Source organism: Metallibacterium sp. (assembly GCF_054637675.1).
On the sequence record NZ_JBTSRB010000003.1, the window covers coordinates 68,235 to 91,460 of the forward strand.

Consider the following 23,226-nt stretch of genomic DNA (forward strand, 5'->3'; position numbering starts at 1 on the left):
TTTTACGCGCCGAGCGACAGCTTCCCCAGGGCACCACTGTCCAGGTCGAGGCGTCGCAGCAGATGCGCGTTGCGCTCGGCCAGCCACAGGCTGCGCCCGACGATGGCGAGACCGGCCGGCTCCTGCAGCGTCTGCGGCAGCACCACGCTTTGCACCGTCCAGCCGGCGCGTCCGGCCGAGTTCATGCGGCACAGGCGCCCATTGAGCGTGTCGGCGACATACACCGTGCCGGTGCCATCCACCGCCAGACCCAGCGGATGCGCGAAGCGCGCCGCACTGGCCGTGCCATCGGCCAGTCCCGCTTGCCACGGTCCGAGTCCGGCCAGCGTGGACACGTGGCCATCGGCGATGCGCAGCGCGCGCACGGCGTTGGCGCCGGCATCGGCGATCAGCAACTGTCCGGCGTGATAGGCCAGCGCCGCCGGCTGCACTAGGCCTGCCTCCAGCGCGGGACCATCGTGCAGGCTGTTGTGACCGTTGCCGGCCAGCACCTCGACACGGGTTGCGGCCAGGTCCATGCGCCAGATTTGATGCTGCCCGGCCATGCTCACGTACAGCAGGTTGTCACGCACCAGCAACGCCACCGGCGCGCTGACCGTGAGCGCCGTGGGCAGTATCGCCGCGCGCGGCGAGTCGAAGCCTTCGCGGCCGCTTCCGAGCACGGTTTCGATCTGTCCCGAGGCGAGGCGCACGCGGCGCACGGCGTGGTTGCCGGTGTCGGCGACGTACAGCGATTCGCCACTTAGCGCCAGCCCTTGCGGATCGCAGAACCCGGCATCGTTCAAGTGGCCATCCCAATAGCCCGGCGTGCCCGAACCGAACTGGCGCAGCACGCGGCCATCGTGCGTACATTCCAACACGCGATTGCGGCTGCTGTCGCTCACGTACAGGCGCTGCTCGCTCACCGCCACTGCCGCCGGAAAGCGCAGGCTCATTTGCGGCTCGCCGCCATCGACGCCTGGCGCCGCGTCGAAGCGGCGCAAATCGCGCGCGGCGGCGTCTTCCAGCAGGTTGGCGGCCAGCGTCTCCAGTTCGTCGCTCATCGACTCGCCCTGCAGCACGCGCACCACGCCACCCTCGCAGTCGATCACCACCGCGCTGGGCCATGATTCGATGCCGAACACGCGCCACGCGCGCCAGTCGGCATCGTTGGCGACCGGCATGCGCAGGTGCAGCCGATGCGCCGCCTTGGAAACCGTCAGCGCCTGCCGCTGCGCCGCGTATTTCGGCGTATGCACGCCCAGCAATACGACGCCGTCGTGCAGTCGTCCGGCCATTTTCTGCAGACGCGGCAGCAGGTTGATGCAGTGAATGTTGTCGTAACTCCAGAACAGCAGGATCACCACGCGACCACGCAGGCTTTCCAGGGTGAGGCGCCCGCGCGCATTGACCCAATCCAGCGCATCGGCAAGCGACGACAGTTCTGGCATGGCGGACATGGCGGACTCCCTTGATGTCATCGAGCTTGATGCCACAACGCGCGGCTTCAGGATGTGCGATTGACTGATGTTAGCTGGCGCACGCGGCGCGCGCCGAGCTCAAGCGCCGCTTGCGAGCGCGCGCAGGTATGCCTCGGCGCGCACGAGATCCTGCTCGGTGTCGACGCCGGGTGGAAATTCATCCGCGCTCAGCGCCACGCGGATGCGATAGCCGTGCTCCAGCGCGCGCAGTTGCTCCAACGCCTCGGCGCGTTCCAGCGGGGTGGACTCAAGCTGCGCGAAACGGCGCAGGAAACCGGCGCGATAAGCATACAGGCCGATATGGCGCAGCAACGGCGCGTCTTGCGGCAGGCTGCTGCGATCATGCGCCAGCGCATCGCGCACCCACGGCACCGGCGCGCGGCTGAAATACAACGCATGCCCGCTGCGATCACACACCAGCTTGACCACGTTGGGATCGAGCAGTGCGGCGATCTCGTTGATGGGCGTCGCCAGGGTCGCCATCGCCGCATCGCCTGCGGCCAGCGCTGCAACCACGGCGTGTACTCCGGCGGCGGGCACGAAGGGCTCGTCGCCCTGCAAGTTGACGACGATGTGATCCTCGGGCCAGGCGCATGCCGCCGCGCATTCGGCCAGTCGGTCGCTACCCGAGGCGTGATCGGCGCGCGTCATCACCACCCGCACGTCGAGGCCAGCTACTGCCGCGGCGATGCGTGTGTCGTCGGTGGCCAGCACCACCTGCGTCGCGCCCATGGTCAGCGCGCGCCGCGCCACGTGCTCGATCAAGGGCGTGCCGGCCAGCAGACGCAGCGGCTTGCCCGGCAGACGCGTGGAGGTGAAACGCGCCGGAATGACCACGCTGAACCTGGGTAACTGTTCGCCGCTCATGCCGGCTGCGCCGGTGATGCCTGCCCGAGATCAAACCCGACGCTGCGCGCCAACGCCTCAAAGCCGGGAAACGAGGTGGCGACATTGGCGCAGTCACTGATGCGCACCACCCCTTCGGCACGCAAACCGGCCACGGCGAAACTCATCGCGCAGCGATGATCGCCGCGGCTGTCCACCACGCCGCCACGCAGATCGCCACCGCGGATCAGCGCGCCGTCGGGGGTCTCCTGCACATCGATGCCGAGCGCGCACAGACCGCTTGCCATCACCGCGATACGGTCGGATTCCTTCACCCGCAGCTCGGTGGCGCCATGCACGCGCGTCACGCCCGCGGCACAGGCCGCGGCAACGAACAGAATCGGGAACTCGTCGATCATGTCCGCCACGTGCGCAAGCGGCACCTCGGTGCCGCGCAAGTCCGCGTGGCGCACGCGCAGGTCGGCGATCGGCTCACCGCCGTGCTGGCGCGGCGCCTCGATGCGTATGTCGGCGCCCATGGCGCGCAGCACCTCGATCAGCCCGATGCGGCGGGGGTTGAGGCCGACCTCCCGCAGCAGCAGTTCGCTGTCGGGCACCAGCGTGGCGGCGACGATGAAAAACGCCGCCGAGGAAAAATCGCCGGGCACCTGCACAGCGCAGGCGCGCAGACTTTGTCGGCCCGGCAGGGACGCCCAGCCGGGACCGAATTCGATCGGCCAGCCGAAGGCCTGCAGCATGCGTTCGGTGTAATCGCGCGTGGGCCGTGGTTCGTCCACGCGCGTCACGCCCCCGGCGTACAAGCCCGCCAGCAGGATGGCCGATTTGACCTGCGCGCTGGCGATGGCCGTGGTGATCGCATGCCCATGCAAGCCCGTGTTGCCGTGGATGCGCAGCGGCGGCCGCCCATCACTGCTGTCGATGCGTGCGCCCAGCGTGGCCAACGGTTCGATCACGCGCCGCATCGGCCGCTGCGAGAGCGAGGCATCGCCGATCAGCGTGCTGTCGAAACCCTGCCCGGCCAGCAGTCCGGCCAGCAGACGCATGCCGGTGCCGGCGTTGCCGCAATCCAGCGGCTGCGCGCTGGGGCGCAAACCATGCAGGCCAACGCCCTCGATCACGCGCTCGCCGGCGCTGGGCGCGGCGATACGCACGCCGAGCTGCTGCAGGATACGCGCGGTGGCGCGGGTGTCCTCGCCTTCCAGAAAGCCGCTGACGCGCGATTGTCCCTGCGCCAGCGCAGCGAGCATGAGCGCGCGGTGCGAAATCGACTTGTCGCCCGGCACGCGCAGCGCGCCGCGCAGCGGGCCGCCCATCTGGCTGATCCAGTCCAGCCGCGCGCTCATGCGCGCCGCCAGTGCGGCGCTCGCACTGCACGCTTCATGGAATCGCCACCGGGTACGAGCCGAGCACGCGGATCTCGGAGGCGTGCGGGGTGAGTTCGTCGAGCGCGGCGCGCAACGCGGCGTCCTCGACGTGGCCGGACAAGTCGATGAAAAACGCGTATTGCCAGGCGCCGCTGTGCGCCGGTCGCGACTCGATGCGGTTCATGCTGACCCCGTGCGCCGCGAACGGGCTGAGCGCGTTGAACAGCGCGCCGGGCTGATCCTTGACGAACACCAGCAGCGAGGTGCGATCGTTGCCCGATGGCGGAAACAACTCGCGCCCCAGCACCAGAAAGCGCGTGGTGTTGTCGGGGCGATCCTCGATCGGGCCGGCGATCACCTTGAGTCCATAGACATGCGCCACCGCTTCGCCGGCGATCGCCGCGGCGTCATCGGCCAGATGCGCGCGGCGCGCGCCTTCGGCGTTGCTGGCGGTCGCCACGCGCTCGCTGGCCGGCAGATGCTGGCGCAGCCAGACCTTGCATTGCGCCAGCGACTGCGGATGCGAGTACACGCGCTCGACATCCTCCATGCGCCCGGTGCGCGACAGCAGATACTGGTGCACGCGCAGCTCGATCTCGCCGCAGATTTTCAACCGCGAGGTCAGGAACATATCCAGCGTCGACTGGATGGTGCCCTGCCCGGAGTTTTCCACCGGCACGATGCCGAAATCGGCGTGCCCGGCCTCCACCTCCTGGAACACCTCCTCGATGCTGGCCAGCGGCAACAGGCGCGCGCTGTGGCCGAAGTGTTTCTGCGCGGCCTGCTGGCTGAAAGTACCCTCGGGGCCGAGGAAGCCGATGCACAGCGGCTCCTGCTGCGCCAGACAGGCCGACATGATTTCGCGGAACAGGCGCACCAGCTCGGCATCGGACAGCGGCCCCTGATTGCGGTCCACGACCATGCGCAACACCTGCGCCTCGCGCTCGGGGCGGTAGTAATCCACCGCGGCCATGAGCGGCCCCTTGGCGCGGCCGACCTGCTGCGCCCAGCGCGCGCGCTCGGCGATCAGCGCCTGCAGCTCGCGGTCGATGGCGTCGATGCGCTGGCGCGCCTCGGCCAGATTGGCGGTGGGCGTTGGCGCCGAAGCGTCATCCGCGGCCTGCGGATCGGAAGGGTTGGATGCGGTGGGCTCGGGCATGGACGCAGCGTGCGTGGGCAGAGAGCCCCATACTGCGCGATTGCCCGCCGACGCTCAACCGTGGCCGCGCTGAAACTCGCCCATGAAGGCCACCAGCGCATCGACACCCTGCTGCGGCATGGCGTTGTACAGCGAGGCGCGCATGCCGCCTAGCGCGCGATGGCCCTTCAAAGCCAGCAGCCCGGCCTGTTCGGCCGCGGCCAGGAAACGCGCATCGAGCGCGGCGTCGTGCAAGAAAAACGGTACGTTCATGCGCGAGCGCGCGCGTGGCTCGACCGGGTTGCGGTAAAAACCGCCGGAGCCGTCGATGGCCGCATACAGCGTGTCGGCCTTGCGCCGGTTGCGCGCGGCCATGGCGGCGAGGCCGCCGTGCCGAGCGATCCACTTGAAGGTGAGCCCGGCCAGATACCAGCCGAAGGTGTTGGGCGTGTTGAGCATCGACTCGTGCGCCGCGTGCTCGGCGTAACGGAAAATACTCGCCATCGGTCGCGTGGCACGCGCCAGCAGATCCTCACGCACGATCAGCAGGGTCAGGCCGGACGGGCCGATGTTTTTCTGTGCGCCGGCGTAAATCATTCCGTAGCGCGCGATGTCCAGCGGCGCGGACAGGATGCTCGAGGAAAAATCCGCCACCAGCGGTACGCTGCCCACCTCGGGGATATCGGGAAATTCGAGTCCGTGGATGGTTTCGTTGGGCGTGTAGTGCACGTAGGCCGACTGCGCGTCGAGTTGCCAGTCGGCACGCGGCGGCAGCGCCGTGTAATGGCTGGCGCGGGCGTCGGCGGCAATCTGCACCTCGACATAGGGTGCGGCTTCACGCGCGGCTTTCTCGCTCCAGTGGCCGCTGAGCACGTAATCGGCGCGTTGTCCGGGCGCGGCCAGATTCATCGCCAGCAGCGCGAATTGCAACGTGGCGCCACCCTGTAGGAACAGCACCTTGTAATGCGCTGGGATCGCGGCCAGCGCGCGCAGATCGGCCTCGATCTCGGCGGTCAGCGCCATGAACGCCTTGCCACGGTGCGAGATCTCCATGACCGAGGCGCGCGCATCGCGCCACTCCAGCAATTCGGTCTGAGCCTGAAGCAAGACCTCCTCGGGCATGGCGGCGGGACCGGCGGCGAAGTTCCAGGTGCGGCTCATATCGAAGCTCCGGCGGAAATCAGTGGCGAATGGCCAGCAGCAGCGCCAGCACTAGCGCAATCACGGCCGCGGTTAGCAGCAGCCACCACACTTCGCGGCGCGGCCCGGCGGTGTCTTCGGGGCGCGCGGCCTCGGGCGGAATGAATGCCTGCGCGGCATCGTGGCGCGCCGCGTCAGCAGGCGCATCAACCAGATAGCGCTGCGCGCCGATGGCGATCTGATCGCCATCGTGCAACCACGCGCACGCGGCGACATGGCCATTGATGCGCGGCCACGCGCCCGCAGGCAGATCGCGGCTGAGCAATGCCGGGCGGCCGTGCACGCAGAAAACGCGCAACGAACCCGCTTTTGCCCCCAGGCCGACCGGCAGGCCGTCGGCGCCCAGCTCCAGTGTCGGCGCAACGTTGAGCGCCGCGCCGCTACGCGTGCCGCCGATGCCGCGCAGGTTCAGCATTCCGGGCGGCAAATCAGCATCGGGTTCAAGATCGTCCGGGCAGGCCTCGCGCACGTGCTCGCCCAGCAGCAACACCTGCGCCGCACCAATGCTGATCTGGTCGCCCGCATGCAGCAGCGCGCGCTCACGCACTGGGCGTGCATTGACATAGATCGGCGCAACCCCTGCGCGCACTTCGAGAACGTAGCCGCGCGCGTCCAGACTCAGGTGCGCGTGCTCGCCGGCGATGCCCTCGCCAGCGAGCACGATATCGTCGCTCGCGGCGCTGCCCAGCGTGATCGCCGCAGCGGCGCTGCTGAATTCTATTTTTTCAGGTGCCAGGATGGCGATGCGCATGATGTGCTCCGGGCGCGGACTGTATCAGGCCGTATCGCTGCCGGGCGCCTGGATATGCAACTGCAACCGCTATGATCGCGCCATGCCCACCATTGACATCAGCCGCGCGCACTCGCTGCCGGCGCCGCAAGCGCGCGCCACCATCGATCAGGTCGCGGCGGCGCTGCGCGCGCGCTTTGCACTGCAAACCACCTGGCAGGGTGACGTGCTGCATTTTCGGCGCAGCGGCGTCGAGGGCGGCATCACCCTGGAGGCCGGCCAGGTGCATATCCACGCCGAGTTGGGTCTGCTGCTGGGCTTCATGCAGCCGACCATCGAGGCGGAAATCCGGCGTCAGCTTGACCAGCACCTTGGCGCGGCGATTTGAACGTTGCGCCTGTCGGAATTGCTTGCTGACGCGCGCTTCACACTATCGCCGCAGCGCCTGCGCGTGGCAGAATCGCCGATTGATGCGGCCTTGAGCCGCGGTTAGCCCCGAGCAATGGCCAAAGACGACGTCATCGAAATGGAGGGCACGGTTTCCGAAACCCTGCCCAATACCATGTTCCGCGTGCAACTGGAAAACGGTCACATCGTGATCGCGCATATTTCCGGGCGCATGCGCAAGAACTACATCCGCATCATCACTGGCGACAAGGTCAAGGTGGAAATGACCCCGTACGACCTGACCAAGGCACGCATCACTTACCGCGTGCGCTAAGGCGCCTCGGAAACTCCTCGCGGCACACCAATGCCGGCTACTCCACCATCACCGGAGTCTGTGCGCCGGCCTCGGCCTCGCTGCGCAGCTTGCCGTCACGCACGCGCAGGATCACGCGCCCGCCCGCCGCCAGTTTGCCGAACAGCAGCTCCTCGGCCAGCGGGCGCTTGACCTGCTCCTGGATCACGCGCGCCATCGGCCGCGCGCCCATTTGCGGATCAAAACCGTGCTCGGCCAGCCAGTGCCTTGCGTCCGGCTCGACGTTGAGGCTGACGTGCTTCTCGTTGAGTTGTGCTTCGAGCTCGATCAGGAATTTGTCGACCACGCGCAGCACGTGATCGAAGCCCAGCGCGCCAAACTGCACGATGGCATCGAGGCGATTGCGGAACTCCGGCGTGAATGTGCGGCGGATGACTTCCATGGCGTCGCTGGTATGGTTCTGTTCGACGAAGCCGATGCTGCGGCGCGCCGCCAGCGATGCACCGGCATTGGTGGTCATCACCACGATCACGTTCTTGAAATTCGCTTCACGGCCATTGGTGTCGGTCAGCGCACCACGGTCCATGACCTGCAGCAGGATGTTGAACACGTCGGGGTGGGCTTTCTCGATTTCATCCAGCAGCAGCACGCTGTGCGGGTGCTTGACCACAGCCTCGGTGAGCAGGCCGCCCTGATCAAAGCCCACGTAGCCCGGAGGCGCACCGATCAGGCGGCTGACCGAGTGCCCTTCCATGTACTCGGACATGTCGAAGCGGATCAGCTCGATGCCGAGCTGCATGGCCAGTTGCCGCGTGACCTCGGTCTTGCCGACGCCGGTCGGACCGGCCAGCAGGAAGCAGCCGATGGGTTTTTGCGGATCGCCCAGCCCCGAACGCGCCATCTTGATGGCGCTGGTCAGCGTGTCGATGGCCTCGTCCTGGCCGAACACGACCATCTTGAGATTGCGGTCGAGATTGCGCAGCACATCGCGATCGGAAGCCGAAACCTGCTTCTGCGGAATGCGCGCCATGCGTGCCACGATGTACTCGATGTCGGGCACATCCACGCGCTCACTGCGCGTTTCGACCGGCAGCAGGCGCTGACGCGCGCCAGCCTCGTCGATCACGTCGATGGCCTTGTCCGGCAACAGACGATCGGGCAGATGCCGCACCGAGAGATCCACCGCAGCCTTCAGCGCCTCGGCAGTATATTCGACGCTGTGGTGCGCCTCGAAGCGGCTTTTGAGGCCGATGAGGATTTCCACGCTTTCCGCCAGTGACGGCTCGGGCACGTCGATTTTCTGGAAACGCCGCGCCAGCGCGCGGTCCTTCTCGAAGATGCCGCGGTATTCCTGGAACGTGGTCGAGCCGATGCAGCGCAACTCGCCCGAGGCCAGCACCGGCTTGATCAGGTTGGAGGCATCCATGGTGCCACCCGAGGCTGATCCGGCGCCGATGATGGTGTGAATTTCGTCGATGAACAGGATCGCCTTGGCATCCTTGCGCAACTGCGCGATGACGCCCTTGAGGCGCTTCTCGAAATCGCCGCGGTACTTGGTGCCGGCCACCAGCGCGCCCAGATCCAGCGCCCAAACCGTGGTGTCCTTGAGGATCTCGGGCACCCCGCCCTCGACGATGCGTCGCGCCAAACCCTCGGCCAGCGCGGTCTTGCCGACGCCAGCCTCGCCGACATACAGCGGATTGTTCTTGCGCCGCCGGCACAACACATGGATGGTGCGCTCGATCTCATCCGCGCGTCCGATCAACGGATCGATCTTGCCTTGCCGCGCCAGCTCGTTGAGGTTGACCGCGTAATCACCCAGCGGGTTGGATTTGACATCGGAGCCCTCTTCCTGCTCGCGCTCGCCTGAGCTGTTGTTGCTGGAGGCATCCGGTTCCAGCTTGGCGATGCCGTGCGCGATGTAATTGACCACGTCCAGCCGGCTCACTTCCTGCTGGTTGAGGAAATACACCGCGTGTGAATCCTTCTCGCCAAAGATCGCCACCAGCACGTTGGCACCGGTGACCTCTTTGCGGCCCGAGGATTGCACGTGATACACGGCGCGCTGCAGCACGCGCTGGAAGCCCAGCGTCGGTTGGGTGTCGCGCTCGTCATCGACGGGAAGCACCGGCACCGTCTGCGTGATGATCTCGCGCAGGTCATGCTCGAGCTTGGACAGATCGGCGCCACACGCGCGCAACGCACCGGTCGCGGCGGCGTTGCCGAGCAAAGCTAGCAGCAAGTGCTCGACCGTCATGAACTCGTGACGGTGCTCGCGCGCATCCTTGTAGCACTGACCTATGGTGAGTTCGAGATCCTTGCTGAACATCGGATTGACCTCTGTATCAATTTGCAAGACCGGGCTTCCTGCCGCGGCTTGCGAGCAAACGGTCGCGGCCAAGCCGCGCCACTTTTGCCACGCACGCATTCACGTGCGGTGCGTGGCGGCACATCCATGTGCCGGAGCGGCCGTGCCGACCGCTCTCCGGGATGCTGTCGACATGGAGGCAGCTTAGAGCTTTTCCATATCGCAAAGTAAGGGATGCTGGTGCGCCCGCGCGTATTCGTTGACCTGATTGACCTTGGTTTCCGCCACTTCGCGCGTGAATACGCCACATACACCCTTGCCGCGGTGGTGCACATGCAGCATCACCTGCACCGCGCGTTCCTGCTGCATACCGAAGAACACGCGCAACACCTCGACCACGAACTCCATCGGCGTGTAGTCGTCATTGAGCAGCACGACCTGGAACATGGCCGGGCGCTGCAGTTCGGGCTTGGCGGTTTCCAGCGCCACGCCGTGCTCCTGTTCGTATTCATGGCGTGGTTCTTCGGCCATGGCGCTGACGTTCGATTTCATGGGCAAATCATACTCTGCGAGGCGCGCGACCAAGAGGCGTGAATGGCACAATGGCGGCGTTTCCGGAGATTGCAAACATGTCGCAGCAAACCCCTGTCGAGCCAGTGTGGCGACCGCGCGTGACCGTGGCGGCGGTGGTGGCGCGCGGCGACCAATTCCTGATGGTTGAGGAAAACATTCGCGGCGTGCTGTGCCTGAATCAACCGGCCGGGCATCTGGAATCCGGCGAGGAGATCGTCGATGCGCTGGTGCGCGAGACACTGGAGGAAACCGGCTGGCGCGTGGCGCCGCGGCACTTCATCGGGGTGATGCCGTGGCTGAATCCGCGCCACGGCGATGTCACGCTGCGCTTCGCCTTTGCCGCCGAGGCGCTGCAGCACGACGCCGCGCGGCCGCTGGATGCCGGCATCGTGCGTGCGCTGTGGCTGACGCGCGAGGAAATCGCCGCCGCCGCGCAGCGCCTGCGCACGTCCCTGGTGCTGGCCAGCATCGATGCCTGGCTGGGCGGCCAGCGTCTGCCGCTGGCTGCGATCGGACGCCTGGGCGCCACGGGCTGGGGCTGAGATGCGCGTTGCCGTGGGTTTGTCCGGCGGGGTCGATTCCTCGGTCGCCGCGTTGTTGTTGCAACAGGATGGACATTCCGTGGAGTGCGTGTTCATGCGCAATTGGCGCGAGGATGCCGACGACCCGCACTGCCATGCCGAGCAGGATCGCAAGGACGCCGTGGCCGTGGCCGGGCGTCTCGGCCTGCGCTTTCATCTGCGTGATTTCTCCGCCGATTATCTGCGCGAGGTGTTCCGGCATTTTCTCGACGAGTATGCGCGCGGACGCACGCCCAATCCGGATGTGCTGTGCAACCGCGAGATCAAGTTCAAGGTGTTTCTCGAGGCCGCGCTGGCGCTGGGCGCCGAGCGCATCGCCACCGGGCATTACGCGCGCGTGCGCGAAACCGCGCATGGCCATGAGCTGCTGCGCGGCGTGGATGCCGGCAAGGATCAGAGCTATTTCCTGCACGCGCTGGGCCAGTACGAGTTGTCGCGCACGCTGTTTCCGCTGGGCGTGATGCACAAGCCCGCGGTGCGCGCATTGGCGCGCGAGCACGCGCTGCCGACGCAGGCCAAGAAGGATTCCACCGGCATCTGCTTCATCGGCGAGCGCGATTTTCGCACGTTTCTGGCGCAGTACTTGCCGGCGCGACCGGGGGATATCCTCGATAGCGCCGGGCGCCGCGTCGGCGAGCACCCCGGCAGCCTGTATTTCACCCTCGGCCAACGCGCTGGGTTGGGTCTGGGCGGCGTGCGCGGCGCGGGTGGCGGTGCGTGGTACGTCGTGGGCAAGGATGTCGCGGTCAATACGCTGATCGTCGCCCAGGGCGACGTCGCGCGCTGGCTGGATGCGCGCACGCTGCGCGCCTTGGCGCCAACATGGATCGCGGGCCACGCGCCGGCCGACGCGTTCACTTGCCAGGCGCAGATCCGCTACCGCCAGCCCGCGCAGGAATGCCATGTGGAAATCGATGCCGATGGCTGCCGCGTGCGCTTCGCGCGACCGCAGCGTGCGCCGGCGCCCGGGCAGTCCATCGTGTTCTATCAGGATGAGGTATGCCTCGGTGGCGCTACCATTGAGGCCAGCGACGCCGTGTTTGGCGGTTTGATCGCTCCGCCACCACTCCACCATGAGCCCGCCGCCATGAGTTCGCAGCAATGACCACCGATCGCTCGGAAGAACGCACCCTTGCCCTGGCCGGCTTGTTCCAGGCGCTGGCGCTGGTGCGCGCGCTGGCCACCCAGGGTCAGGCTGACAGCAGCGCCTACGCGGCCAGCCTTTCCAGTGTGCTGCGCATCGACGCGCCCGACACGCTGGCGGTATTCGGCGGCATCGGCGGCGTGCGCCTCGGGCTGCAAACGCTGATTCGCCAGATCGAGGGCGAGCAGGCCGATGGCATGATCACGCGCATGGCGCTGACCGTGCTGCGCATCGAGCGTCGCCTGATGACCGATGGCCCGCGTCTTGAACACCTGCAGCAGGGCCTGCGCGACGCGCAGCGCCAGGCCGAGCATTTCGGCAGCCCCGATCACGCCAGCGTCATCGCGCGTCTGGCAGGTCTGTACGCCGAAACGGTCAGCAGCCTGCGCCCGCGCGTGCTGGTGACCGGCAATGCGCAGATGCTCAATCAGCCGGCGCTGGTCGAGCGCATCCGCGCCGCGCTGCTGGCCGCGGTGCGCGCGGCGGTGCTGTGGCGCCAGATTGGCGGCACGCAGTGGCGCCTGCTGCTGCAGCGCAAGCAGACGCTGATGCTGGCGCGCGGCTTGCAATCGCGCGCGACGCTGGATCAGGGCTAGACAAGGTCTGAACAAATTCAAACCTTGCGCAAGTCACGAATGGCTTGCCGCGCAGCAAGCACGCCAGTACTTGTTGCGGCGTTCCCCAGTTTGATCAGTCTCAAGCGCGGACGCTGCTTCGCCACCTTGACCAGCAGCACGGCGAAACTGTGCAGATCTGCCTGCCAGGGCGAGGCCTCGCGCCAGTACAGCGCGATCTCGCGGCCCGGCGCCTGTCCCTTGATCTGCGCCAGCACGATGCCCGGCATCGAGGCGAGGCGCTCATGCGCCAGCGCCGGTACCAGCGCGTAGCCGCCGCGCAGCGTGGTGAGCGCGGCGAGGCTTTCCAGACTCACGTCCTGCACGTGGCCCTGCCCTGCGGCGTGGCTCTCGGCCATCAGCGTGGCGGTGGCGGGGTCGAGTTGCGTCTGCGCGATCCGGCGCCGCCCGGCCAGCGGGTGATCGGCGCGCAGCATCAGCTCCCACGGCTCGAAGAACAGCGAACGCATGGCGATACCGCTGAGCGCCGGCGCGACGGGCGCCAGCACGGCGTCCAGCTCGGCTTCCTGCAAACGCCGCAGCAAGCCCTTGGGCTTGCCCTCGGAAAGACTCAGCCGCGCGCCCGGAAAATGCTGCGGAAACGGCGTGATCAGATGCGGCAGCAGATAAGGCCCCAGCGAGGCTGGCACGCCCAGGCGCAACTCGCCACCGAAGGCCACGGCGCCGGCGCGGGCTATTTGCTGCAAGTGTTCAGCGGCATGCAGCAGCGTGTCGATGTGCGCCAGCAGGCGCTGGCCGCCAGCCGTGGGCACGACGCGCCGCCCGCCGCGCTCGAACAGGGGCGCGCCCAGGGCTTGTTCGACCTTTTGCACCTGATGCGACAAACCGGATGGGCTGATGTGCATGGCGCGTGCCGCGCTGTTGAAGCTGCCGTGACGCTGCACCGCCTGCACCAGCGCCAGGTCGCGCAGCGACACCGCGGCCAGCATCGTCGAAATCATCGAATGCTGCATGTCATGAAATGCGATTGTATGCAGTGGACATCCAGCCCATGCTAGCGCGGATGAACCGCAGTCGGTGACGGTGGCGCGCACCTGCCGAACGCATCCGCCAGCGACTTGTCTCAACTGCTGAGCGCCTGCCAAAGCCCCGATCTTGGCCCGCAAGCATCGCGAACTCAGTACCCGGTATCAGCAACAAATCCAGTCAGGAGTGAGACCCATGAAAGACTCATTTGCCGTGCGCGACACCCTTGAAGTGCAGGGTCAGCGCTATACCTTCGCCAGCCTCGCCAAGCTGGGCCAGCGCTTCGATCTCAAGCGCCTGCCCTACGCGATGAAGATTCTGCTGGAAAACCTGCTGCGCCACGAGGATGGCGTGAACGTCAGCGCGCGCGAGATCGAAGCGATCGCCAACTGGGACGCCAGGAAAGAACCCGACACCGAGATCGCCTTCATGCCCGCGCGCGTGGTGCTGCAGGATTTCACCGGCGTGCCTTGCGTGGTCGATCTGGCCGCGATGCGCGACGCCATGCGCGCGCTGGGCGGCGACCCCAAGCGCATCAATCCGCTGATCCCCTCCGAGTTGGTGATCGACCATTCGGTGCAAGTGGACGAGTTCGGCACCCGCGAGGCGCTGGAGGACAACGTCGCCATCGAGTTTCAACGCAACGGCGAGCGCTACAGCTTCCTGCGCTGGGGCCAGAAGGCGTTCGGCAATTTCAAAGTGGTGCCGCCGCGCACAGGCATCGTGCATCAGGTGAATCTGGAACACCTGGCGCGCGTGGTGATGACCGCGCCGCTGGACGGCACGCAGTGGGCGTACCCGGATACCGTTTTCGGCACCGACTCGCACACGACCATGGTCAACGGCCTGGGCGTGCTGGGTTGGGGCGTGGGCGGCATCGAGGCCGAGGCGGCGATGCTCGGCCAGCCCTCCTCCATGCTGATTCCGCAGGTGGTCGGCTTCAAGCTCAGCGGCAAGCTGCCCGAGGGCACCACCGCGACCGATCTGGTGCTGACCGTGACGCAGATGCTGCGCAAGCTGGGCGTGGTCGGCAAATTCGTCGAGTTCCACGGCGACGGACTGGCCCATCTGGCGCTGGCCGATCGCGCCACCATCGCCAACATGGCGCCCGAGTATGGTGCCACCTGCGGCATTTTCCCGATCGATGCCGAGGTGCTGAATTATTTGCGCCTGACCGGCCGCGATGCCGCGCAGATCGCGCTGGTCGAGGCTTATGCCAAGGCACAGGGCCTGTGGCACGACGAGCACACCCCGCACACGCAATTCAGCGCCACGCTGGAGCTGGACCTGGCCACAGTGCGCCCTTCGCTGGCCGGCCCCAAGCGCCCGCAGGACCGCGTGCTGCTGGAGGACGTCAAGGCCAGCGCCGCCGCCGCGATCAAGCCGCTGGCGGCCATGCGCAAGCCGCGTAATGGCGACGCCGCGCGATTCGCCGACGAAGGGGGTGGCAGTGCGGTCGGCAACGCCGCCAACGCCTTGTCCGACGGCAGTGTGCGCGTCGAGATGAATGGGCAAACCTTCGACCTCGGTGATGGCGCCGTGGTGATCGCCGCGATCACCTCGTGCACCAATACTTCCAACCCGGCGGTGATGCTGGCCGCCGGGCTGGTCGCCAAGAAGGCCGCCGCGCGCGGACTCAAGGCCAAGCCCTGGGTCAAGACCTCGCTGGCACCGGGCTCGCTGGTGGTCACCGATTACCTGCAGAAATCGGCGCTGCTGGGCGAGCTGGAAAAGATCGGCTTTTATCTGGTCGGCTATGGCTGCACCACCTGCATCGGCAACTCCGGCCCGCTGCCGGCGGAGGTCAGCAAGGCCATCGCCGCGGGCGATCTCACGGTCGGCGCGGTGCTCTCGGGCAATCGCAATTTCGAAGGCCGCGTGCACCCCGAGGTCAAGCTCAACTACCTTGCCTCGCCGCCGCTGGTCGTGGCCTACGCGCTGGCCGGATCGCTCGACATCGACCTCGCCCACGAACCCTTGGGCACGGGCAGCGACGGCAAGCCGGTGCTCCTGAAGGACGTGTGGCCGAGCAACCAGGAAATCTCCGATCTGATCGCCAGCACCATCAACCCGCAGATGTTTACCCGCAGCTACGCCAACGTGTTCGCCGGCGACAGCCGCTGGAGCAGCATCGCCGCGCCCGCGGGCGAGCTGTACCGCTGGAGCGACTCCACGTACATCAAGAATCCGCCGTACTTCATTGGCATGGGCATGCAGCCCGCCGCCATCGTCGCGATCCAGGGCGCGCGCTGTCTGGGCTTGTTCGGCGACTCCATCACCACCGATCACATCTCGCCGGCCGGCAACATCAAGAAGGACTCTCCTGCGGGTCGCTATCTGATCACGCACGGCGTCGAGCCCAGGGACTTCAACTCCTACGGATCGCGCCGCGGCAACGACGATGTGATGGTGCGCGGCACCTTCGCCAACATCCGCATCAGGAACCTGATGCTGGATGGCGTCGAGGGTGGCTACACGCTGCATGTGCCCAGCGCCAGGCAAATGGCGATCTACGACGCAGCGATGCAGTACCAGACAGAAAAAACGCCGCTGATCGTCATCGCCGGCAAGGAATATGGCACCGGCTCATCGCGCGATTGGGCGGCCAAGGGCACGCTGCTGCTGGGCGTGAAAGCGGTGATCGCCGAGAGTTTCGAGCGCATCCACCGCTCCAATCTGGTCGGCATGGGCGTGCTGCCACTGCAGTTTCTCGATGGCGAAAGCGCGCAGACGCACGGCCTGACGGGTCGCGAGAGCTTCGCCATCGTCGGCTTCGATGCGCCCGAGGCGCGCGAAGCCACGGTGATCGCGCATGGCGATGCCGGCGAGAAGCGCTTCCGCGTGCGCGTCATGCTGCTGACGCCCAAGGAACGCGAGTTCTATCGACACGGCGGCATCCTGCCTTACGTGCTGCGCCAACTGGCCACGCGCAAGGCTGCCTGATCTCGCGCTGGCAAGGCAGCGCTGTTGAACGGTTTCGGCACACGGATGTGCCGCCACGACGAGTACGTCCGTATGCATGGCGACCAAGGCGGGACGGCTCCACCGCGTCATCCTGCTTGTCGCTTTACCGTGTCGAATCGGCGTCAGGCTGCCCGCTTTTGCAAATGCATCAACCCGAACGGGACTGCGCGCAGGCCTCGCTGATCTGACGCCGCGCGCTGGCGTAGTCGCACAAGGCGGTTTCGATCCAAGCGCGCGTCTCCGGGCCGAACAGGCGCTCGTATTTGCGCTCGGGCGTATTGATCCGGCCCGTGGTCTCGCGCTTTCGCCATGGTTCGTGATCAACGCTGCTGACGCGACTGCCGGGCCGCGCCAGCAAGGTGCGATCGACCGCCAGATCGAGAAACTCGCGCAGCGCATGCCATGTGCCGTCGAAGTCGCGGGTAAGGTCTTCCAGACACAGAAGAAAATGTCGCGGGTCGTCCTGCCGCGCCAGCGACAATCCCAGGGCATGGTTCCAGCGTCGCGCCCAGGTCACTACGCCGCCGGAGAAATCCGGCCACGGCTGATGCAGATCGGCATCGGCGATCGAAGCCAGCACGTCGCGGCCAGCGCGAATCACATGCACGAAGCGCGCATCCGGCACAGCGGCCGCGATCTCGTCCAGATACAGCAGATGTTGCGGAGTTTTTTCGATCCACGCATTGCACTCGGCCCGCATCGCGGCCGTGTCCAGCATGCGCACGAAACGCCGGATGCAGGCGCCATCGCGCCACGGGGCCGGCGGACGCCGTGTCAGGCCTGTGCTGTGCTCCAGTTCGCGCAGGCGGCGCCGTCCGCGTGATTGCGCCAGATGCAGCCGGCGGTGATACCAGCGCCGTCCGTCGCGCGCGTAGGGATCGCCCCAGCGCGCCTGTGTGCCGCCGTACAGGGCTTCGAAAAACCCCGTCTCGGGCAAGGTATGCACATCGGGATGACGCGCGATCAGCGCCTGCACCACGGTGGTACCCGAACGCGGACAGCCCACAACAAAAATTCGTTTCACGGCAAGCTCCAGAAACCCTCTCCTGGATAACGCGGCCCATTCGCCACGGTTGACCGCGCGGGCACCATGCCCGCGCGGTCCATGTAACGGTGTTACTGCTTGTCGCCGGCAGCGTCAACCGCCAGCGTACTGCGGTAGAACCGGTTGAGGTCTGCGTGATAAGCGGCCAGCGCTTGCGGGTTGAGATAAATCATGTGGCCCGAATCGTAGAAGGTGAACTCGACGTGGCTGCGCAACTGCGGCTCCAGCATCATGTGGTCGAGATCGTACTCGGTGGCGAAGAATGGCGTGGCCAGATCGAAGTAGCCATTGGCCGACATCACACGCAGGTAAGGGTTCTTGCGCAGCGCCGCGCCGAGATCACCCGCCACATAGGGCAGCGGCAGCTTCCAGCCCGAGCCGGGCACCGCATGGTGCCAGTCCCACTCGCCGATGACCTTGTCGTTCATCACCTTGTACGGGCGCTCGGAGTGGTACTTCAGTACGTTGGTCAGGTACCAGTTGAAGGCCGTGGTGAAGCCCGGCGAGACGAACTGGTCGGATGGGTCGAAGTCGGGCGTCGAGCCAATCGCGTTGATGTCCAGCCCGGCGTAGCGCCCGTCGTAGCGGCCGATGCTCTCGCGCTCGGGCAGCATCAGCTCCTTGCGGAAGTTGCTGGCCTCGATGCGCAAATTGGCGCGCTTGATGTACTCCAGCGGCAGCCCGGTGTACTCGTGCAGCTTGGCGGCCACCGCGTCGCGCTCGCTGCTGGAGAGGTTCTCGCCCTGCGCCAGCGCGTGCGCGTACTCGCCGAGGGCGAAGGTCTGCACCTTGGCCAGCAACGCCGGCAAATCGGTGCCCGGATTGCCCGGCAGCTTGTGGTGGTACCAGGCCAGCGCGGTGTAGGTGGGCAGATACAGCTCGTACTTGGCGTCCGAACCCGGCATCAGCAAACCGTAATTGAGGATGGACGACTGCAGCACCACGCCGTTCATGCTCACGCCCTGATCCTGCAGATACTCCACCAGCGCCGCCGAGCGCGTGGTGCCATAGCTCTCGCCGAGCAGGAACTTGGGCGAGTTCCAGCGGTTGAATTGCGTGAGATAACGCTGGATGAACTGACTGAAGGACTTCACGTCCTGATCCACGCCCCAGAACATCTTGTCGGTGCCCTTGCCGACCACATGGCTGTAGCCGGTGCCGACCGCATCGATGAACACCAGATCGCTGTCGTCGAGCAGGCTGTCGTGGTTGGGCACGATGGCGTAGGGCGCGGGCGGCGTGGCGCCGGCGTTGTTGAGCGCGACCTTCATCGGGCCGAGGCCGCCCATGTGCAGCCAGATCGAGGACGAGCCCGGGCCGCCGTTGTACAGGAAGGTGATCGGACGCTTGGCCTCGTTGCGTACGCCATCCTTGGTGTAGGCCACGTAGAACATGGTGGCGACTGGTGCGTTCTTGTCATCGCGCAGGATGATGGTGCCGGCGGTGGCGGTGTAGCGCACGTCCTGGTTGCCGATGCGCACGCTGCCGTGGGTCACCACTTCGCGCTGTTGCGGCACCGCGGTCGCGGCGGTTTCAGTCTTGGCGGGCTCGGCATGCGCCGCATCGGCGGCATGGGCGCCCATAGGCAGCAGGCTCGCGGCCAGCAGCAGGGGCAGAACTTTACGTTGCAGCTTCAAGGTGTTCTCCTGGGGTCAGTAACGTGCGCTGAATGGCGCATGCGGTGCATTAGAGCCGTCAACCCCGCTTGGGTTCCGCGCCCCTGCCATAAGTCATGGATCGGCGTCGCCGTTGCAGCGCGCCTTGCCGGCCTTGGGGGGCTATGTTGCAATCGAGTCATGCCTGCGCGCGCGGTGCGCCACCATCCTTGCAGTCGATGAGGTCAACACATGGGCGTTGAGCGTCCCTGGCTTGCGCACTACCCGAAAAGCGTCCCTGCCGAAATCGATCTGAGCCGCTACGCCTCGGTCGTGGCGGTCATCGACGAGGCCTGCGCACGCTTCGCCCAGCGTCCTGCTTACGGCAATTACGGCCGCACGCTGAGCTACGCCGACATCGATCGCCTCAGCGCGCGGTTCGCCGCCTATCTGAGCGGCACGCTCGGGCTGGCCAAGGGCGATCGCATCGCGATCATGCTGCCCAACATCCTGCAGTATCCGATCGCTCTGTTTGGCGCGCTGCGCGCCGGCCTGGTGGTCGTCAACACCAACCCGCTGTATACCGCACGCGAATTGCAACACCAGCTCAAGGACTCCGGCGCCAAGGCCATCGTGGTGCTGGAAAATTTCGCCAGCGTGCTGCAGGGCGTGATCGCAAACACCGATGTGCGCAGCGTGGTAGTCACCAGCATGGGCGAGATGCTGGGCGCGCTCAAGGGCACGCTGATGAATCTCGTGGTGCGTCACCTCAAGAAAATGGTGCCGGCCTGGCAATTGCCTGGCGCCATCAGCCTGCACCAGGCGCTGGCGCTGGGCGCGGGCCACGCACTCCCGCAGGTGACGCTGAATCACGACGATCTGGCCTTCCTGCAATACACCGGTGGCACCACCGGCGTGGCCAAAGGGGCGATGCTCAGCCACGGCAACATGGTCGCCAACATGCTGCAGGCTTCGACCTGGATTCAATCGGTGCTGCACGAGGGCGAGGAAGTCATCGTCACCGCCCTGCCGCTGTATCACATCTTTTCGCTGACAGCCAACTGCTTCACTTTTCTGAAAACCGGCGGCTACGCCTATCTGATCACCAATCCGCGCGATATGCCGGGCTTCGTCAAGGAGCTGCGCAAATTGCGGTTCACCGCCATCACCGGCGTCAACACGCTGTTCAACGGCCTACTCAACACGCCCGGCTTCAGTGAACTGGACTTCTCGCATCTGCGCATGACGCTTGGCGGCGGCATGGCCGTGCAGCGCGCCGTGGCCGAGCGCTGGAAACAGGTGACCGGCTGCACCCTGGTGGAAGCCTACGGCCTCACCGAAACCAGCCCGGCGGTGTGCATCAATCCGCTGGATCTGGCCGCCTACAACGGCTCGATCGGTCTGCCCGTGCCTTCCACCGAAGTCTGCGTGCAGGACGACAGCGGCAAGCTGCTGACCACGGGCGAGGTCGGTGAGTTGTGCGTCAAGGGCCCGCAGGTGATGCGGGGCTACTGGAATCGCCCCGACGAAACCGCCAAGGTCATGGATGCCGGCGGCTGGCTGCACACTGGCGACATCGCGCGCATGGACGCCAACGGATTTTTCTACATCGTCGATCGCAAGAAGGACATGATCCTGGTGTCCGGTTTCAACGTGTACCCGAATGAGGTCGAGGACGTCATGGCCGCCTGCCCCGGCGTGCTCGAGGTGGCCGCAATCGGTGTACCCGATGAGAAATCCGGCGAGACGGTGAAGCTCTTCGTGGTGCGCAAGAATCCCGCGCTCACCGAGGCCGAGGTGCGCGCTTACGCCAAGGAAAATCTCACCGGCTACAAGCGCCCGCACTACATCGAGTTTCGCGACAACCTGCCCAAGACCAACGTCGGCAAGATCCTGCGCCGCGAACTGCGCGACAGCGCCAAGGCTTGAGGAATGACGCGCTGTGCCGGCGAATGAATCAGGCGCTGAACGCTTCGACGCGGTCGGCGTAGCCGCCGAGCAGGTTCCATAACGGGATCTGGCGATCCTCGGGAATGCGCGTGAACTCGAAGCACAGCTTGTTCGCGGTCTCGCGCACGCAGGTGGCTTCCAGATTGACGTGCGCATCGCCTTCCAGCAGCAGATCCAGCGTCCACAACTGTCCGGGACCGCCTTGCCACTGCTGCGGGCGCTGCACGCACAAGCCGGTTGCGGAAATATCGACCATCTCGCTCTGCGCGCTCTCGGCGCCGCGGCTGAGCAGCACCGCGCTGACCACATGCAGGCGGGCGTGACGATAAAGGTTCTGTGCACTCATGTGTATTTGTCCGGTTCCGGCCCCCGCGCCGGGTACGCGTATACCCAAGCAGGATCCGGGCCAGCCGCACAGGCCGCAAAAATGCTGACTGGGCGCGACACTGACCGCCCATCGCCGTCACATGACTGACGCAATATGTCGGCTGTGTGCATGGCCGCGCCGGTGCATCACCGATGGCGTGGCGCCTGTGTGCATTGTGCGTTGACCCCCTGCAGGGTGCATGCTACAACCCCGCCGCCCACACCCGCAGACGCTCGCCATGGCCGATCTCGATCAGCAATTTCTCGCCGCCACCGAGGCCGTCAAAAAGCTGGGCGAGCGCCCCGACAACGACACGCTGCTGAAGCTCTACGCGCTGTACAAGCAGGGCTCCACGGGCGATGTCGATGGTCCCAAGCCGGGCTTTTTCGATTTCGTCGGCACCGCCAAGTACGAAGCCTGGGCCAAGCTCAAGGGCACCGAGCGCAGCGCGGCGCAGCGCAAGTACATCGAACTGGTGCGCAGTCTGGGTGCCTGAGCGCGGGTCAGAAGCCCGCGCGCAACCCACTGAGCCCCGCCATGCACATGCAACTCGATTGCCCGCACTGCGCGCAGCGCGCCATGCCGGCGGTCGTCAAGGCACTTACCTCACCGTGGCAGGTGCGCGAATGCCGCCGCTGTGGTTATCGCATCAGCGTGCCGTGGTGGGGCCACGGCTTGACCGTGTTGCCGATGATGCTGGTGCTGCTGCTCGGCTTGGTCACGCAGGACGGCGGGTGGCTGCTGATCGGCATTGCCATCGCGTTGGTCGCGTACTTCATGCTGCGCTTGTACGTGGTACCGATCGTGTCGCGCGCGCCGGATGGCCAGCGTCGGGTTTGAGCACGACTCAGCGCGGGCGCAGTCCGATTTCCTCGCCCTCGTGGCGGCGGTCCCAGCCGCGCAGGTCATCGCGGATGTGCTGGATGCCCTGACGGCCCAGGCCATTGCGCTCGGAATCCAGCAGCACGCCATCGAGCAATTCAGCCATGCGCTGCGCGGCGGGCAACATGGCGTCCCAGGCATCCAGCGCATTGAGCGGGCCGGGCAGCGTCATGAAAAAACCGAGGCCGGGCGTCACCAGGGCGTCGATGCGCGCCAGATCGAAATTGCCGGGCTTGACCATGTTGGCCACGCTGAACACCGGACCCAGCGCCGCGCTATGCTCGTCGAGGCGATGAAAGATATTCATGTCGCCGAATTCAAGACCCACTTTTTCGGCGGCCACCACCAGATCGACGCCACGAAAAACCCGCCCTTCACGCGCGGTGACGAACAGGCTGATGATGCGCTCGATGTTCGCTTCATGGCGTTTGCCGGCGGTCCTGGCGGGCGCGGCAGGCGCGGGTGTGACGGTCGCCGTCGCTGCCTCGTGCAAAAGGGGGACTTGGGGTGTCGTGGGTCTGGCGCCGGGCTGGCCCGCCTCGGGAGCCATCACGCGCTCCTCGACAGGTTCCGCATCCAGCGCCGCGTCGCCGAAACGCGGCTCGATGCGCGCGCTCTCGCCGCGCTCGGGCTCGCTGCGTGTGGCGGCTGGCGGGCGCTTGCGCCCGATGATGTAGATCGCCAGCAGCGCGACAAGGCTCAGGATCAGCAGCGGCAGGCCGATCGCGGGGTCCCAATGCATCGTGATCTCCGGGGGTTCCGCGCCGATCAGCACGGA

Annotated in this window: 22 protein-coding genes; 9 read left to right on the forward strand and 13 right to left on the reverse strand. The window is 66.3% G+C overall.

Annotation, left to right across the window (positions count from 1 at the left end; genetic code table 11):
* Positions 1–2: 2 nt before the first annotated feature.
* The 6 genes from ACYDAT_RS01790 to ACYDAT_RS01815 form a co-directional block, all read right to left on the reverse strand.
* Positions 3–1,439, reverse strand: a complete 1,437-nt coding sequence (locus tag ACYDAT_RS01790; protein ID WP_461448301.1) for a redoxin domain-containing protein — start codon at positions 1,437–1,439, stop codon at positions 3–5.
* Positions 1,440–1,538: 99 nt separating this feature from the next.
* Positions 1,539–2,327, reverse strand: a complete 789-nt coding sequence (kdsB, locus tag ACYDAT_RS01795; RefSeq protein WP_461439906.1) for a 3-deoxy-manno-octulosonate cytidylyltransferase — start codon at positions 2,325–2,327, stop codon at positions 1,539–1,541.
* Positions 2,324–3,649: a 3-phosphoshikimate 1-carboxyvinyltransferase gene (gene aroA, locus ACYDAT_RS01800; protein WP_461448302.1), complete on the reverse strand. Its 1,326-nt coding sequence runs from the start codon at positions 3,647–3,649 to the stop codon at positions 2,324–2,326. The genes kdsB and aroA overlap by 4 nt, the downstream gene beginning before the upstream one ends.
* Before the next feature lie 34 nt (positions 3,650–3,683).
* Complete coding sequence (gene pheA / locus ACYDAT_RS01805; RefSeq protein WP_461448303.1) at positions 3,684–4,829, reverse strand: prephenate dehydratase; 1,146 nt, start codon at positions 4,827–4,829, stop codon at positions 3,684–3,686.
* 54 nt (positions 4,830–4,883) lie between these two features.
* Positions 4,884–5,969, reverse strand: a complete 1,086-nt coding sequence (gene serC, locus ACYDAT_RS01810) for a 3-phosphoserine/phosphohydroxythreonine transaminase (protein ID WP_461448304.1) — start codon at positions 5,967–5,969, stop codon at positions 4,884–4,886.
* 19 nt (positions 5,970–5,988) lie between these two features.
* Positions 5,989–6,759 (reverse strand): FHA domain-containing protein, encoded by a 771-nt coding sequence (locus tag ACYDAT_RS01815; protein WP_461448305.1) that lies wholly within the window; start codon positions 6,757–6,759, stop codon positions 5,989–5,991.
* A gap of 82 nt (positions 6,760–6,841) precedes the next feature.
* On the opposite strand from ACYDAT_RS01815, the gene ACYDAT_RS01820 reads away from it, so the two are divergent.
* Together ACYDAT_RS01820 and infA are read left to right on the forward strand one after the other, a co-directional pair.
* Positions 6,842–7,126, forward strand: coding sequence for a polyhydroxyalkanoic acid system family protein (locus ACYDAT_RS01820; RefSeq protein ID WP_461448306.1), 285 nt, complete (start codon positions 6,842–6,844; stop codon positions 7,124–7,126).
* Between the two features lie 114 nt (positions 7,127–7,240).
* On the forward strand, positions 7,241–7,459 hold the full coding sequence (infA, locus tag ACYDAT_RS01825) for a translation initiation factor IF-1 (protein ID WP_081128036.1): 219 nt from the start codon (positions 7,241–7,243) through the stop codon (positions 7,457–7,459).
* Positions 7,460–7,496: 37 nt separating this feature from the next.
* Here infA and clpA read toward each other — a convergent pair whose 3' ends face one another.
* Together clpA and clpS are read right to left on the reverse strand one after the other, a co-directional pair.
* Positions 7,497–9,767, reverse strand: a complete 2,271-nt coding sequence (gene clpA / locus ACYDAT_RS01830) for an ATP-dependent Clp protease ATP-binding subunit ClpA (RefSeq protein WP_461448344.1) — start codon at positions 9,765–9,767, stop codon at positions 7,497–7,499.
* Positions 9,768–9,950: 183 nt separating this feature from the next.
* On the reverse strand, positions 9,951–10,277 hold the full coding sequence (gene clpS, locus ACYDAT_RS01835) for an ATP-dependent Clp protease adapter ClpS (protein ID WP_297900244.1): 327 nt from the start codon (positions 10,275–10,277) through the stop codon (positions 9,951–9,953).
* A gap of 98 nt (positions 10,278–10,375) precedes the next feature.
* Between clpS and ACYDAT_RS01840 the strand changes: the two genes are divergently transcribed.
* From ACYDAT_RS01840 to hflD, 3 genes are read left to right on the forward strand one after another with little or no spacing between them, the layout of a single operon-like run.
* Positions 10,376–10,861 (forward strand): NUDIX hydrolase, encoded by a 486-nt coding sequence (locus ACYDAT_RS01840; protein ID WP_461448307.1) that lies wholly within the window; start codon positions 10,376–10,378, stop codon positions 10,859–10,861.
* A 1-nt stretch (position 10,862) separates the two neighbouring features.
* On the forward strand, positions 10,863–12,005 hold the full coding sequence (gene mnmA / locus ACYDAT_RS01845) for a tRNA 2-thiouridine(34) synthase MnmA (RefSeq protein ID WP_461448308.1): 1,143 nt from the start codon (positions 10,863–10,865) through the stop codon (positions 12,003–12,005).
* The gene (gene hflD / locus ACYDAT_RS01850; protein WP_461438311.1) at positions 12,002–12,640 is read left to right on the forward strand and encodes a high frequency lysogenization protein HflD; all 639 of its coding nucleotides are present in this window, start codon (positions 12,002–12,004) and stop codon (positions 12,638–12,640) included. The genes mnmA and hflD overlap by 4 nt, the downstream gene beginning before the upstream one ends.
* A 17-nt stretch (positions 12,641–12,657) precedes the next feature.
* Here the strand turns inward: hflD and ACYDAT_RS01855 are convergent, their stop codons facing one another.
* Positions 12,658–13,632: a LysR family transcriptional regulator gene (locus tag ACYDAT_RS01855; protein ID WP_461438312.1), complete on the reverse strand. Its 975-nt coding sequence runs from the start codon at positions 13,630–13,632 to the stop codon at positions 12,658–12,660.
* A 208-nt stretch (positions 13,633–13,840) separates the two neighbouring features.
* On the opposite strand from ACYDAT_RS01855, the gene acnA reads away from it, so the two are divergent.
* Positions 13,841–16,588 (forward strand): aconitate hydratase AcnA, encoded by a 2,748-nt coding sequence (gene acnA / locus ACYDAT_RS01860; RefSeq protein WP_461448309.1) that lies wholly within the window; start codon positions 13,841–13,843, stop codon positions 16,586–16,588.
* A 169-nt stretch (positions 16,589–16,757) separates the two neighbouring features.
* Here the strand turns inward: acnA and ACYDAT_RS01865 are convergent, their stop codons facing one another.
* Complete coding sequence (locus ACYDAT_RS01865; RefSeq protein ID WP_461438314.1) at positions 16,758–17,633, reverse strand: sulfotransferase family protein; 876 nt, start codon at positions 17,631–17,633, stop codon at positions 16,758–16,760.
* A gap of 92 nt (positions 17,634–17,725) precedes the next feature.
* On the reverse strand, positions 17,726–19,291 hold the full coding sequence (locus ACYDAT_RS01870; protein WP_461438315.1) for a S10 family peptidase: 1,566 nt from the start codon (positions 19,289–19,291) through the stop codon (positions 17,726–17,728).
* A gap of 210 nt (positions 19,292–19,501) precedes the next feature.
* On the opposite strand from ACYDAT_RS01870, the gene ACYDAT_RS01875 reads away from it, so the two are divergent.
* Complete coding sequence (locus tag ACYDAT_RS01875) at positions 19,502–21,178, forward strand: long-chain-fatty-acid--CoA ligase (protein WP_461448310.1); 1,677 nt, start codon at positions 19,502–19,504, stop codon at positions 21,176–21,178.
* A 28-nt stretch (positions 21,179–21,206) separates the two neighbouring features.
* On the opposite strand, the gene ACYDAT_RS01880 is transcribed toward ACYDAT_RS01875, so the two are convergent.
* A complete protein-coding gene (locus ACYDAT_RS01880) occupies positions 21,207–21,545 on the reverse strand; it encodes a PilZ domain-containing protein (protein ID WP_297900226.1) in 339 nt (112 codons plus the stop codon).
* Positions 21,546–21,804: 259 nt separating this feature from the next.
* Between ACYDAT_RS01880 and ACYDAT_RS01885 the strand changes: the two genes are divergently transcribed.
* Both ACYDAT_RS01885 and ACYDAT_RS01890 read left to right on the forward strand, forming a co-directional pair.
* Positions 21,805–22,062 (forward strand): acyl-CoA-binding protein, encoded by a 258-nt coding sequence (locus tag ACYDAT_RS01885; RefSeq protein WP_461438317.1) that lies wholly within the window; start codon positions 21,805–21,807, stop codon positions 22,060–22,062.
* Between the two features lie 41 nt (positions 22,063–22,103).
* Complete coding sequence (locus tag ACYDAT_RS01890; protein WP_461448311.1) at positions 22,104–22,406, forward strand: hypothetical protein; 303 nt, start codon at positions 22,104–22,106, stop codon at positions 22,404–22,406.
* A gap of 7 nt (positions 22,407–22,413) precedes the next feature.
* On the opposite strand, the gene zipA is transcribed toward ACYDAT_RS01890, so the two are convergent.
* Positions 22,414–23,190, reverse strand: coding sequence for a cell division protein ZipA (zipA, locus tag ACYDAT_RS01895; RefSeq protein WP_461438319.1), 777 nt, complete (start codon positions 23,188–23,190; stop codon positions 22,414–22,416).
* Between the last annotated feature and the right edge of the window lie 36 nt (positions 23,191–23,226).